Source organism: Nocardiopsis lambiniae, assembly GCF_031845465.1.
In the GTDB taxonomy this organism is placed as follows: domain Bacteria; phylum Actinomycetota; class Actinomycetes; order Streptosporangiales; family Streptosporangiaceae; genus Nocardiopsis; species Nocardiopsis lambiniae.
Map to the genome: position 1 here is coordinate 1 of NZ_JAVREP010000034.1, position 13,615 is coordinate 13,615.

The window sequence follows — 13,615 nt, forward strand, 5'->3', positions numbered from 1 at the left end:
CGGCCCCGTCGCGCGTTCGGGGGGTGCGGGTCAGGGGGCGAGCGCCGGATCGCGCAGCCACTCCGACAGGCTCTCCGCGCGCTCGGTGTCGCACTTGAGCGGGCACGTGGTGCAGTACCCGTGCTCGGGGTCGCCCTTGTAGTCGAAGCAGCAGGTGCCCCGCACCGCCCAGGTGCCCTGGGGATGTCCGGGCGCGAAGGGGAACAGGCGCGGGCGCTTGCGGGTGACGGCGCCGGCCTCGACCACGGCGTCGGCCAGCCGACCGGCCAGGTCCCAGGCCGCCTCGGCGTCCCGGGCCAGGTAGCGGGCCGGGTTGAGCATGTAGAAGTGCAGGGTGTCGAGCACCCACCCCCACAGGGTGCGCTTGCCCGCCCGCGAGTGCTCGTGCAGGGCGTCGATGAGCGGTTCGAAGGTCGCGAACAGCGCTTCGGCGGTCAGCCCGATCTGCTCGTCGAGGTCGCGGACGACCACGGTGTCGGGGTGGTGGGCGGCCGGGTCGTCGGGAAGGACGGCCAGCCGGGTGTCGACCGAGACCGGAGTGGCGAACCGGGCGGAGGCGGTGTCCCAGGGCAGGTACAGGGTGTCGGCGTCGAGCAGGGGTGCCCGGCCGGTCAGGTACAGCGACGCCGACACCATGAAGATCGGCTCGCGCAGGGTGACCCGCAGGAAGTTGGTGGCGGCGGGCAGCCGGTGACCGGGCCCGTGCTCGGTGCGGAGCTTGTCGAACAGGACGGGCACCCAGCCCTCGGCGGCCATCGCGCCGACCGGGAGCCACTGCACGGTGCCCGCCGGGCGCGCGTGGAGTTCCCCGAAGGTGAGCAACTCGGGCAGGGGGGAGAAACGCAGGGGCGCGCAGACGTCACGGAGAGCCTCACGTGGATCAGGAGTCACCGGAGTCACCGTGTGCACCTCCCCTTCGTCGCAGCGGAACCGTCATGTCCGGGGTTCGGTCGCAGCCCACCACCGGTGGAACGGGTACGTCTGCGCCTCGTTAAGTGAGGCTACCCTAACGATCGGTGTTCCCGCAATGATCCCCGCACGTGAGGAGGATCCTTCCCGAGAACGGGAAGGCGCAGGTCGGGGGCGATCCAGGGTTCCGTGCGCGTTCGTCCCGGAATCTCCGTGCCGGGGTCGGGGGCACGGTCCGGCTCAGGCGGGGACCGGGCGGCGACGCCGGCGCGGCCCACGGTACTTGATCCACCACTCGACGAACAGCAACGGCACGACCCACGACAGGAAACTCGACGCCGGGGCGATCGCCAGGGTGATCGCCGCCTCGGTGTTCGGGATCGCCCCCGTCTGCGCCTGGAGGATCGCCAGGGGGAGCAGCAGGAGGATGACGACCCGGTTGAACGCGATGCCGTAGAGGAGGGCGAAGCTGCGCAGCATCCACTCGCGGTGGTCGGCGAACCGTCTGCGGCGCGCCATGACGTAGCCCAGGAGGGTGAAGGTCGACCACAGCACCGCCCAGAGGGTGTTGCTGACCTGGGTGCCCAGACCGGTGCTGCTGAACGGCGCGATGAGCAGCGCCGGGACCCCGACCAGGGGGATCCCCGCCAGGACGTAGATCCGGCCGCTCCAGCGGTGCACGACCGGGTACCGGGAGCGCAGCCACGGCCACACCTGGAGGATCACCAGCACGGTCAGCAGGGTGCCGCCGAAGATGTGGACGAGCATCACCGGGAAGTACCAGGCGGGGGTCTCCGGGATGGGCAGCCGGGCGTCGGCGGGGTCCAGGCTCGCGTAGGGCGGGACCGAGTAGAGCAGGAAGGTGACGCTGAACAGGGCCAGCGGCACGATCCAGGGCCGTCGCCACCAGCGGACGGGTTCGAGGGGCGGGCGCGGGCGGGGCCTGGGCCCGGCGGTGTCGGTCGACACGGGGGGTGCCATGGTCTCTCCGTGAGTCGTCGGGCGGCCCGGGCGGGCCGGGTGCGGTTGATGGTCCCCCGCCCCGGGCGGCCCCGGAGCGGGGGCCGGCCGAGCCCCCGATCGGTGATCTCGACGCTTCGGGGACGGACGCGGGTGGTCTCGGCGCGAGTGCCCCTCGGCCCCCGTGGGTCGGGGGCTTCGAGGCCGGGCGGGCCGATGTCGGCAGTCTCGTGCCGGGCGGGCGCGGGAACGAGGGTGCGCTCACCCGACAGGGGTGGTGCGCGGGCGCCTTTCGCGCGGGGGAGGACGCACCACCCGTCGGGGGGCGGTGATTCCCGTGCGCGTTCGCGGGCGGCGCACGGGGACGGGCGGTGCCGGTGGGGGACACCACAGGGCGGCCGGGACCCGGAGGGTGGTCTCACCGGCACCGCAGGGTCCCGACGGCCCGGGCACGGTGCCCGCGGGCGGCCCCGGTTCGAGACCGGCCCGCACGGCGGTGCCGCCGTGGTCCTTGCGCGGGTCCTCGGCCCGAACGGCGAGGGATTCCCGTGCCATGGCGTGTACCCCCCCAACTGTTTATGGCGCATACTTACCTGTGTAAGTAATACACGGTTCTAGGATGGTGTCAACGACGAATCCGACGACTGGTGACCCATGACGACCGAGGACGAGACCAAGAGCCGGATGGTCCGGGACGTGGAACTGCTCTGGGGACTGGACTCCCCGCCCGCCCGTCGCGGTCCCAAACCCAAACTGAGCCGTGGGGCGGTGGTCCGCAAGGCGATCGAGATCGCCGACGCCGAAGGGATCGAGGCCGTCTCCATGCAACGGGTGGCCAAGGAGCTCGGCTACACCACGATGTCCCTGTACCGGCACGTGAACAGCAAGGAGGACATGCTCGTCCTCATGCTCGACGCCGCCATGGACGGGGTGCCCCCCGGGCCGCGCGAGGACGGCGACTGGCGTGCCGGACTGGAGGAGTGGTGCCACGGCGTCCGGCGGATGTACCGCGCCCACCCCTGGTCGGTGCTCGTCTCGCTGCCCGGACCGCCCAGCGGCCCCAACGGCCTGCGCTGGATGGAGGCGGGCCTGCGCGAGCTGGTCGCCTCGGGCCTGGACGTCGGCGAGGCCCTGCAGATGCTCATGCTGCTCTCGGCCGTGCTGCGCGAGACGACGCGCATCGAGGCGGACATGGTCCGCGCCGCGCGGGCCACCGGCGGCACCATGTTCGAGATCGAACGCGACTACGGCCATGGTCTGCGCCGGGTCGTCACCGCCGAGGCCTTCCCCACCATCGCGCGCATGCTGGAGGAGTCCGTCCTGGAGGAGGAACCCGGGCCCGGGACCCCCGACCGGCCGGGCGGCCCCGCCGAGGAACTCGACTTCGGCATCCGCCGGGTCCTCGACGGCATCGAGGCCCACGTCCGCGCCAAGGACGCCGCCGGCGCTCCGGGAAGGGCCGGATGACACGACTGCTCCGCACCCCTGACGGGCGCGACGCCGCCGAGGAGGACGGTGACCGTCGGACGGTGCTAGCGGATCAGGACCAGGTGATGGCGGGCCAGGACCGCGGCGATCTCGGCGGTCCGCTCGGGGGTCGCGCCGGTCGCGTCGGCCAGTTCGGCCACCGTCGGCGTCCGCCGTTCGGCCAGGGCCTCCAACGCGTCCCCCACCTCCGCGGGGAACCGGTAACGACGGCCCGCCACCGACACCGCCACCCTGTCGCCCTCACGGGTCATCGGCGGCGGCAGGATCGGCACGAACTCCAACCGCGCGTCCAAGGGTGGCACCCCCTCCTCCATGGGCCAGGGCAGCGCGAACGACGTGCGTCGGGGAAAGCGCGCGTCCCGCTCGGCCAGGAAGACGTCCAGGTCCACCGCCTCGACCAACTCCGCCAGCCGCGCCGCCAACTCCCGCCGGTGCTTGCGACGCACGTCCGGGTCGGCGAACCGGGGCAGGTCCCGCCGGAACACCTCCTCCTCGAACGAACGCCGCACCAGCGCCTCGGCCCAGTCCACCCCCGTCGCCCGGGTGAACCCGAACGTCAGGTGCAGGCTCACCTCACCGGTACCGGTCACCGTGTGCCACCACCCCCGGGGCACGTGCAACACCTGACCGGGCCGCAGCACGCCCTCCCAGAGCACGTGGAGCTCCCCGTCGGGGTCACGCGGCGGCGTGTGGTCGTGGTCCACGTCGTTCTTCATCGGGTGGGGGCGCGAACCGGGACCGTGCACCCGCCAGTGCTTGCTCCCCTCCACCTGGACGATCACCGTGTCGTGGTCGTCCCAATGGGTGTCGAAACCCCTTGAATCCCCCCAGATCAGGTACATGTTGGCCTGCACGCGCTCGCGCACCAGCCGCATCAGGTCGTCGGCGGCGGCGGCCACCGGCGGGTGCATCCGGTCCAACCCGTCCAGCACCAGGCTCGCGCCGGCGCGCAGCTCCCGGTACAGCGACTCGGGGCGCACCACCCGGCGGGTCACCCGCGAGGCGGTGCCCACCTCGGTGTACCGCTCCACCGGGACCGGCGACCCGTCCTTGTGCAGCCGCAACCGGGGCGGCTCGGGCGCGCACGACGCCAACAGGGCGTTGAGGTCGTCGAACGTCACCAGGGAGCGCACCGCCTCCGCCCCCAGGTCGGCGAACACGAACTCCTCCGACAACCGCGCGGTCAAGGCCTCCCGGCCCACGACGTCGCACAGGTCCTCGGTGAACAGGTGGCCGGGGTCGGACACGGGGGTCCCGCCTTTCACGCGCGTGGGGCCCGCCCGGCCCGGACGGTGCCGGGCCGGGCGGGCGTGGGGATCAGATGAAGTCGGAACTGGAGTCGGTACCGTCGCTGTCTCCGCCCGCGGTGATGTCACGGGAGGTCACCTCGGTCGGCTCCTCGACCTCGACCTCGATGGGGTCCATGCGCCGCACCTCTCTTTCTGTGTGCCGTTTTCTCAGGACCAGGACCGTCCCCGCGCCGGTCGGCGCGGGGCCAGCCCCGTTCGGTGGGCCGCGAACGCGTGCGCGTCCGCGGCCAGTCCCACCGCGCGGCCGACCGAACGGGGGCCGTGCCCCACGTCGCGTTCGTAGCGCAGCAGGGCCGGTGGCCGCCCCTCCTCGGCCCGCGCCGCCGCCAGCAGAGCCGCGCACATCTTGCGCGGGTGGGCGGCGTCGGTACGGGTGTCCCCGTCGAACCCGGTGAGCAGCACGCTCGGGAACCGCGGCCCCGGCGTGCGCACCGCGCTCTCCAACACCCGGTGGTAGGGGGAGTAGGACATCAGGGCGGCGAAGTCGTCGGGATCGGCGACGGTGCCGAACTCGCGGGTCCACATGCGACCCAGCCCCAGACGTTCGAACCGGGCCATGTCCGCCAACGGCGCCGACGCGATGACCGCCTCGCACAGGTCGGGGCGGGCCACCGCCGCGGCCAACACCAGCAGACCTCCGGCCGAACCCCCTGACAGGCACAACCCCGACCGGACGCACAGGTCCGTCGCGACCAGGGCGTCGGCCGCGGCGATCAGATCCTCCACGGCGCGCGGTTTGCGGCGCCCCGCGCCGGCCAGGTGCCACTCGCGCCCGGCGTCGCCGCCACCGCGCACGTGCGCCACCGCGTAGCGGCCACCGGAGGCCAACCAGGCCAGGACGGTCGCGCTGAACCCGAACCGGCGCGGGCGGCCGAACCCGCCGTAGGCGTGCAACAGGGTGGGGACCGGCGTGTCCGAGGCGGTGCCGTGCGCGGTGAGGACGGTGACGGGGACCCGGGTGCCGTCGGCGGACCGGCACCACAGCACGGTGCGTTCCACCTCGGGCGCCTCCGGCGGCGCGGCGTCCCCCGGGGGCCAGGGCAGCGGGCGCGCCGCACCCGGGGCCAGGCACAGGACCCGCTGCTGGGCGGTGACGTCGGCGTACCCCAGGTGCACCGTTCCGTCGGGGGCCGCGACCGGCCCGCTCACCATGCCCTCCCCGGGCAGGTCGAGATCGCGCAGCGGCGCACCGGTGCGGGCGTCGTGCACCGTGGCGGTGTCGATCCCCAGACGGGTGCACACGACCAGCAGTTCGGGTGCGTCGGCGGTCCCGCAGGGGGTGAAGGCGTCCAGGGTCGCCCCGGCCTCCTGCGGGACGACCTCGCGCCAGCCCGCCGGCCCGGGATCGGCGGGGTCCACGGCGCAGATCCGCCGCCAGGGGGCGTCCACGGTGGTGCGCAGGTACAGGAGCCCGTCGGGGCCCAGGGCCGCCTCGGTCTCGGCCTCCACGTCCACCTGGACCGGGCGGAAGACGGGCCGTTCGAGCGGGCCCTCGCCCAGGTCGGCCAACCACAGGTCGGTGCGGTGTCCGGTGCCGTGGCTCTCGGTGAACAACAGGAGCCGACCTCCGAGGACGCGCACGCCCGGCACGGTACCGGGACCGGAGCAGGCGCGGACGAACGTCTCGGTGCCGTCGGCCACCCGGCGCAGCCACACCCCGCGGGAGCCGTCCCCGTCGTCACGTCGCACGTAGTAGAACGCGGGCGGCCCCTGGGGGGCCCACGCCACATGGGAGTACCTGACCCCGCGCACCTCGGGGCCGACCGGGCGGCCGTCAACGACGCGCAGCACCCGCAGCACACCCCGTTCCACCCCGCCGGTGGAGCTCTGCACGGCGACCAGACGCCCGTCGGGGTCGGGTTCCCAGGCGTCCAGGGTGGTCCGTCCGCTCGGGTCGGCCGCCACCGGGTCGTGGACGACCCGGGCCCGGTCGGCGCGCACCCCGTCGGCGGAGGGGGAGTCGAAGGCCACCAGACGCGGGTGTTCGGCCCCGGCGGGGCGGACGGTGGCCATGATCAGACCCGGTCGGTGCACCGGCGTCGACCACAGGTCGGTGGCGACGTACCCGCGGATGCGCTCGGCCAGCCGGTCGCGCAGCGGCCACGTGGCGGCCTCGCGGGCGTGATCGTGGGCCCGTTCCTCCAACCACCGCAGGGTCTCGGGGGAGTCGGCGGACTCCAACCAGCGGTAGGGGTCGGGTACGGGACGGCCGTGCAGGGTGTCCACGACCGATGAGGGTTCGTGGACGAGGGCGACTCCGGGGGCTCGGTTGCGCACCTTCACATGGTTCGGCCCGCCGTGTCGGACGGTCAAGAAAGAACCATCTCACCGCTGATCCACACGGACCTTACCCTCGGGTGAGACCCGCAGGCCGTCGCGGTCGTCCCGCGCGGAGCCGGTCGGAGAAGCCGCCCGCCCCGGGATTCGGTCGCACCCTTTCCGGTCGCCGCTCCACCCCCGTCGCCCCCGAAGGTCGGCTCGCGGCCGACGACCCCGCCCCGTGCGGTGCCCGGGCGCCCGGTGCCAGCGGGCCCGAGGCCACCGCGTCGACGTTCCCGCTCCGGTCTTCCGGGCGCCCCCACGGAAGAGGCGGCGTCCCGCGAGAACGGGACGCCGCCGGGAAGAGGGAGCGTCAGGCGGTGGGGTCCGGCCGGAAACGGTGGGAATCCGACCGGGGACCGCCTCGGGAGTCGACGCTCCCGGCAACGACCGGGATCAGGAGTTGTCGGGGTGGCCGATGGCCAGACCGCTCACCTGGTCGAAGAAGTGGAGCTGGCTGACGTCCACCGACAGGCTGATCCGGTTGCCCGGCCGGACCTGGCTGCGCGGGCTCACCCGCGCGGTGAACAGCGACCGGCCCGCGCCCAGCGGCATCCCGGCCTCGCTGTCGGGGTCGTCGCCCGCGGCGTCCTTGGCCAGGGCGGTGGCGTCCTCGTGGCGCACCGGCGGGGCGTCCACCGTGAAGATGACGTTGATCTCGGTGCCCAGCTCCTCGGTGACGCCCGCGGTCACCTCGATGCGCGGGTCGCCGTTGCCGTCGAGGTCGGCGTCGCTGAAGTCCGAGGGGCGGATGCCCAGGATGATGTCGCGGCCCAGGTACTCGCGCAGGCCCGAGCGGGAGTCCAGGACCGAGGCGGGCACCGGCAGGCTGTGGTCGGCGAACTTGAGCACGGCGCCCTGGCCGTCGGCCGACAGGGAGGCGTCCACGAAGTTCATGGCGGGGGAGCCGATGAACCCGGCGACGAACAGGTTGACGGGGGCGTCGAACAGGCGCTTGGGGGTGTCGACCTGCTGGAGGCGGCCGTCGCGCAGCACCGCGACCCGGTCGCCCAGGGTCATGGCCTCGATCTGGTCGTGGGTGACGTAGACGGTGGTGACGCCCAGACGCTCGTGCAGCTGGTTGAGGGAGGCGCGCATCTGGACGCGCAGCTTGGCGTCCAGGTTCGACAGCGGCTCGTCCATGAGGAAGGCCTGCGGCTCGCGGACGATGGCGCGGCCCATGGCCACACGCTGGCGCTGACCACCCGACAGGGCGCCCGGCTTGCGCTTGAGGTAGGGCTCCAGGCCCAGCATCTCGGCCGCCTCCTGGACGCGGCGGGCGATCTCGGGCTTGGCGACCTTGCGCAGCTTCAGGCCGAAGGCGAGGTTCTGCTCGACGGTCATGTGCGGGTAGAGCGCGTAGTTCTGGAAGACCATCGCGATGTCGCGGTCCTTCGGCGGGCGGTCGTTGACGATCTCGTCGCCGATGACCAGGGTGCCCGCCGAGATCTCCTCCAGGCCGGCGATCATGCGCAGCGCGGTCGACTTGCCGCACCCGGACGGGCCGACGAGCACCATGAACTCGCCGTCCTCGATCCGCAGGTTCAGGTCGTCGACGGCCTTGACGCCGCCTCCGTAGATCTTGTCAACGCCCTCAAGGACGATCTCCGCCATGCTGTGCTCCGCTGCGTCGATTCGGGGGGTGATGGGGATCTCGTGGCCGCAGATCCGGGTCACCCGCACCGGTTCGCTCTGAAGTTGATCGAACCGGTTTGCTTTTCTGATCATATGAGACAGGAAGTTGATCGAAAAGTCTAGAGTCGAACCCACGTCGATCTGATTGCGGTCAGACTGAAACCCGAGGTGCTCGGCTGGCGTGGCGGCCCCAGGTGCGTTAGCCTGTCCGACGGTTCACCACTTCCTTCCCACCGGACACTCGACGAGGCCGTCACGACACGGCGGCCGGGTTGAGGCATCCGGTTGAGGAGTCTGGGTAACCTAACGACCAGTCCAGCACTGGACGGACCGGTTGTGCGTCCCCCACTCGTCCGATCGGACGCTGCATCACGCGCCAGGTGCAGCCGGGATCGGGTGAGGGGCGGAGTACCGCGACCGGGCGGGGGGTTGGACCCGGAAAAGGCCCGAACATCCAGTAGACAACGGTCTTCCGAGCTCGCCGCCGACGGGACGGAGCCGGTCCGAAGGGTGATTCGGGCCTTTTCCGCGTCCCCCCAATATGCTGACCGCATCCTCTCGACACCTGCGGAAAGCGAGACCCCACGTGGTCACCGAACACACGGAACGGGGAGACGCCGGTCCCACCGCGTCCGGAGCGCCACAAGCGCCCCCGGCCGCCCGGGACGACGTCCTGCCCCTCGGTCGCCGCTGGGGCCGCCTCGACCTCCTGTGGCGCGTTCTGGCCGCCGCGGGTTCCGGTCTGGCCCAACTCCTCGCCCTGCCCCCCTACGGGCTGTGGTGGCTGGGCCCGCTGAGCGCCGCCCTCCTCGTCTTCGCCGTCGCCGGCACCCGCGTGCGCCGTGCCGCCTGGCTCGGGGCCCTGGCCGGGGCCTGCCTCATGGTCCCCCTCGTGCGCTGGCAGGACGTGTTCGGCGTCGACGTCTGGCTGCTCATCTCCGCGGCCGAGACCGTCTACTTCGTGCCCATGGCCATGGGCATCGCCCTGGCCGCGCGCCTGCCCGGGTGGCCGGTGTGGACCGCCGCGCTGTGGGTCGCCCAGGAGGCCGTGCGCGCCCGTTGGCCGCTCGGCGGCTTCCCCTGGGGCAAACTCGCCTTCGCCCAGCCCGACACGCCCTTCGCCGGGTACGCCGCCCTCGGCTCCTCCGCCCTCGTGACCTTCACCGTGGCCCTGGCCGGCGGGCTGCTGCTGTGGGCCGCCCTGCGCCTCGCCTCGCGCGGCCCGCGCCCCGGCGCGCCCACTGCGGCCCTCGCCCTGGCCGCCTCCGCCGCCGTGGTGGCCTGCGGGACCCTGGCCCCGGGCCTGGGGCGCCCGGCCCAGGGGGAGACCGTCACCCTCGGCATGGTGCAGGGCAACGTGCCCAACGTCGGCGAGATGTCCGTCGCCGGCGAACGCATGCAGGTCCTGAACAACCACGCCCAAGGGGTGCACGACCTCGCCGCCCTCGCCCGCGACGAGGGGACCGCGCTCGACCTGATCGTGCTGCCCGAGAACGCCAGCGACATCGACCCGTTCCGCGACCCCGTCGCCCGCGAGACCATCGACGCCGCCGCGGCCGACGCCGGCGTGCCCCTCCTGTGGGGCATGAGCCGCTTCAACGACGACGGCAGCCGCTACGTGTCCAGCGTCGTGTGGGACCCCGAGACCGGGCCGGGCGAGATGTACGACAAACGCTTCCTGGTGCCCTTCGGCGAGTACATCCCCTACCGCGACTTCTTCACCCGGTTCGTGCAGCGCCTCGAACAGGTGAGCTCCGACGCCGTCCCCGGCACCGACCCCGGCGCCCTGGAGATCGGCGGCACCACCCTGGCCGTCGGCATCTGCTTCGACGTGGCGTTCGACGCCCCGGTGCGCGAATCGGTGGCCGCCGGCGGCGGGATCATCGTCATCCCCACCAACAACGCCAACTACAACTTCACCGGCCAGTCCGACCAGCAGCTCGCCATCACACGGCTGCGCGCCGTCGAGCACGGCCGCCCGGCCGTGGTCGTCTCCACCAGCGGCATCAGCGCCGTCGTGAACCCCGACGGCACCGTCGCGTACCGGTCCCCGGAGGCCGAGGCGGACGTCCACATCGCCGAGCTGACCGCCACCGCCGGACCCACCGTCGCCACCCGACTGGGCGCGGCGCCGGAGGCCTTCCTGGGCGCCCTGGGGCTGGCGGCCGTCGTGGCGTCGGTGATCCTCTCCCGGCGGGCCCACCGGGCGTCCGCCCACGGATGAACGACCCCCCTCGGGGAACCATGGGGGACACCGGGGCGTTCTTCCCGATGAGGGGGGCCCGCCCCGGCCCGTACGACCCGAGGAAGGTTCCACATGCCGCTTCTGACAGTGCTCGCGCTCATGGCGCTGCCCTTCGTGGAAGTGTGGCTGATGATCGTGGTCGGCGGGTGGATCGGCGTCCCGTGGACGCTGGCGGTCCTGGTCTCCCTGCTGGTGCTGGGCGTGGCGGTGCTGCGCCGGGCGGGGACCCGGGCCTTCCGCGACGCCGACGAGGCGCTGCGCTCCGGCCAACAGCCGCGCGGCGGTCTGCTGGACCCGCTCATGCTCATGGCCGGCGGTGTCCTGCTGATCGTCCCGGGCTTCCTCAGCGCCGCGGTGGGCCTGCTCCTGGTACTGCCCTTCACCCGACCGGTCCTGCGCTGGGCCTTCGCCGGCTGGGCGCAGCGCCGGATGCGGCGCATGCAGGAACGTATGGAAGGCGAGTTCCTCGCCCAGGGCGGGAGCGTCCCCGGCCGGGGACCCGCGGGGGCGTCCGCCCCCGCCGACGGGCCCGGGCCCGCGCCCACCTCGCGCGGCCGGGTCATCCAGGGCCACTTCGAGCCGGTCCGGGACGACGAGGACTGACGACCCTCCCCTCCCGGTCCGCCGGGAACGACGGGGCCCGCCGAGCGTCCGTCCCTCGGCGGGCCCCGACACGTCCGCGATCGAAGTGATCGGAAACGATCGAAAGCCGCGCGCGGGTGTTGACCCGACCTTGACCCGCGGTGGCCCCGGATCCGGACGCGGGGATGCGAGGATCGCGGACGACGACCGCATCCCAGGAGGCCGCACGTGAGCACACGGATCCCCGAACCGGTGGCGACGTTCTTCGACCGGGTCAACGCCCACGACGAGGCCGCACTGGACGCCTTCGCCGCCGACGCGGTGGTGGACGACTGGGGACGCGAGTTCCTGGGGCGTGAGGAGATCGCGGCCTGGAGCGCCACGGAGTTCATCGGCTCCCGGGGCGTGCTGACCGTGGAATCGGTCCAAGAGACCCCGGACGGCGTCCGGGTCGCGGGGGACTGGCGGTCGAACCACGCCAACGGCCCCAGCGCGTTCACCTTCGCCGTCGACGGCGACGCCATCACCCGCATGACCATCCGGGAGGGCTGAGCGGGTGCCGGTGTGACAAGGGGCGCTCGGAGCGGTAGAACGGCACCGGTCCGAAGACGCGCGAGGGCGGGAGCACCGGTGGAGGAACAGGCGGGGACGACGACCCTGGAGGAGCACCTTCGCGGGTTCTGGCCGGGACGGGAACCGGAACCCGTCACCTGGACGGACGGCCCCGTGCTGGAACGGCTTCCGGACTTCGTCACCTACCGGATCGCCCAGCGCGCCCCGGACCGCGGGTGGAACTACGCCACCGTGGGCGCCTCCGCGCACGGCGGAACGGAGTTCGTCCTCATGGCGCCCTTCGACACCGACGACCACGCCGAGACCCTCGCCATGGTCGCCCACTTCAACTCCTTCGAGGAGCACCGGGTCGACGTCGGCTCGGTCCTGCACCTCGGCCGCCCCTGGACGGGCACCTCCCGCATGGAGCACCTGCTGTTCAGCCCGCCCTACCCGTACGGTCCCCTGCTGGAACAGGCCCCCGGCGGCGTCCGCTACCTGTGGCTGCTGCCCGTCCACGCGAGCGAGGCCGAGGTGATCCTCACCGAGGGCCCGGAGGTCTTCGAGGAGCTCCTGGAGGCCGAGGGCATCGACATCCTCGCCATCGACCGCCCACCCGTCGTCTGACCCCCGACCGCCGAACCCCGACCGGCCCCGCAGACCCCGGGACACGGTCACGGGGATCTTCGCCGGTCGCCGCTCGGACGCGTTCCAAAAGAACGGGGACGCATCGGTGAACCACTCCCGAGGGAGGACCCGTCGGACCGGAGCGCTGCTCGGGGAGCGGGTCGAGGAGTCCCCGGCCCGGGGAGGCCGGACACGCCCCCTCGCCCCGGGGAGGGCCGTCCACGATCGGCGCACGGGGCTCGGCCTGTCCCGGACCGACGCGGCCCGCAGTGCCGACACGGCCCGGCCCGGCCCGGCCCCAGATCTCCGGCATCGAGGGCGGCGACTCCGTTCCGACCATCCCCCGCTCACCCGGTTGCCCCGGGCGCTGGACGCGTCGCCGACGATCGACCTGGACGGCGACGTGTCCACCCTCCGCTCCACCCCGCACGAGAGCCGGGCGGGCGCTCCGCCGCAGGAGAGGGCTCAGACGCGGCCGTGGGCACGGGCCTGGAGGGCGCGCACGGCTTCGGCCGGCTCCGGGACCGGGCCCTCCACCGGCACGTCCGGGACGATGTCGTTGATCGGCAGCGACCGCACCGGGCCGGGCGGCACGCCCCACGCGCGCAGCCACTCGGTGAGCTGCGCCGAGGAACTCGCGTACACGATCCGCCCCAGCCCGGCCCACCCGTGCGCCGCCGCGTACATGGGGCAGTGCTCGCCGGAGGTGTACACCGTCGCCGCCGCCCGCTCCTCCGGCGGCAGGTGGGCGGACGCCCACCGCGCGATCGCCAACTCCGGATGCCGGGTCCCGTCGCCGTCGGAGACGCGGTCGTGGTCCTCGAACAGCACCTCGCCGTCCGCCGTCACCAACACCGAACCGAACGGCTCGTCACCCACCGCCAACGCCTCGGCGGCCAGTTCCACCGCCCGGCGCAGGTACCTCGGATCGTTCTCGTCCACCGTCTCCTCCTTCGTCCCCACGACCGTGCACACGGCACGGCCGCGC

At 73.2% G+C, this 13,615-nt stretch carries 11 protein-coding genes; 5 read left to right on the top strand and 6 right to left on the bottom strand.

Going from position 1 to position 13,615, the window contains the following annotated elements:
* Positions 1 to 30: 30 nt before the first annotated feature.
* Together RM479_RS26850 and RM479_RS26855 are read right to left on the bottom strand one after the other, a co-directional pair.
* Entirely contained in the window at positions 31 to 891 is an 861-nt protein-coding gene (locus tag RM479_RS26850; RefSeq protein ID WP_311514480.1) for a (2Fe-2S)-binding protein, read from the bottom strand.
* Positions 892 to 1,149: 258 nt separating this feature from the next.
* Positions 1,150 to 1,890, bottom strand: a complete 741-nt coding sequence (locus RM479_RS26855; protein ID WP_311514481.1) for a DUF2306 domain-containing protein — start codon at positions 1,888 to 1,890, stop codon at positions 1,150 to 1,152.
* 633 nt (positions 1,891 to 2,523) lie between these two features.
* On the opposite strand from RM479_RS26855, the gene RM479_RS26860 reads away from it, so the two are divergent.
* Complete coding sequence (locus RM479_RS26860; RefSeq protein ID WP_311514482.1) at positions 2,524 to 3,336, top strand: TetR/AcrR family transcriptional regulator; 813 nt, start codon at positions 2,524 to 2,526, stop codon at positions 3,334 to 3,336.
* A 65-nt stretch (positions 3,337 to 3,401) separates the two neighbouring features.
* On the opposite strand, the gene RM479_RS26865 is transcribed toward RM479_RS26860, so the two are convergent.
* From RM479_RS26865 to RM479_RS26875, 3 genes are all read right to left on the bottom strand, one after another.
* The gene (locus RM479_RS26865) at positions 3,402 to 4,604 is read right to left on the bottom strand and encodes a cupin domain-containing protein (RefSeq protein ID WP_311514483.1); all 1,203 of its coding nucleotides are present in this window, start codon (positions 4,602 to 4,604) and stop codon (positions 3,402 to 3,404) included.
* Between the two features lie 210 nt (positions 4,605 to 4,814).
* Entirely contained in the window at positions 4,815 to 6,944 is a 2,130-nt protein-coding gene (locus RM479_RS26870) for a prolyl oligopeptidase family serine peptidase (RefSeq protein ID WP_311514484.1), read from the bottom strand.
* A gap of 438 nt (positions 6,945 to 7,382) precedes the next feature.
* Entirely contained in the window at positions 7,383 to 8,600 is a 1,218-nt protein-coding gene (locus tag RM479_RS26875) for an ABC transporter ATP-binding protein (protein ID WP_311514503.1), read from the bottom strand.
* A 694-nt stretch (positions 8,601 to 9,294) separates the two neighbouring features.
* Between RM479_RS26875 and lnt the strand changes: the two genes are divergently transcribed.
* The 4 genes from lnt to RM479_RS26895 all read left to right on the top strand — a co-directional run bounded on the left by lnt (position 9,295) and on the right by RM479_RS26895 (position 12,627).
* Positions 9,295 to 10,845, top strand: coding sequence for an apolipoprotein N-acyltransferase (gene lnt, locus RM479_RS26880; RefSeq protein ID WP_311514504.1), 1,551 nt, complete (start codon positions 9,295 to 9,297; stop codon positions 10,843 to 10,845).
* 93 nt (positions 10,846 to 10,938) lie between these two features.
* Positions 10,939 to 11,469 carry an FxsA family protein gene (locus RM479_RS26885; RefSeq protein WP_311514485.1) on the top strand — a complete coding sequence of 177 codons (531 nt, stop codon included), beginning with the start codon at positions 10,939 to 10,941 and terminating at the stop codon, positions 11,467 to 11,469.
* A 207-nt stretch (positions 11,470 to 11,676) separates the two neighbouring features.
* A complete protein-coding gene (locus RM479_RS26890) occupies positions 11,677 to 12,000 on the top strand; it encodes a nuclear transport factor 2 family protein (protein WP_311514486.1) in 324 nt (107 codons plus the stop codon).
* A 78-nt stretch (positions 12,001 to 12,078) separates the two neighbouring features.
* The gene (locus RM479_RS26895) at positions 12,079 to 12,627 is read left to right on the top strand and encodes a suppressor of fused domain protein (protein ID WP_311514487.1); all 549 of its coding nucleotides are present in this window, start codon (positions 12,079 to 12,081) and stop codon (positions 12,625 to 12,627) included.
* A gap of 465 nt (positions 12,628 to 13,092) precedes the next feature.
* Here RM479_RS26895 and RM479_RS26900 read toward each other — a convergent pair whose 3' ends face one another.
* Positions 13,093 to 13,569, bottom strand: a complete 477-nt coding sequence (locus tag RM479_RS26900) for a nucleoside deaminase (RefSeq protein ID WP_311514488.1) — start codon at positions 13,567 to 13,569, stop codon at positions 13,093 to 13,095.
* Positions 13,570 to 13,615 lie beyond the last annotated feature (46 nt).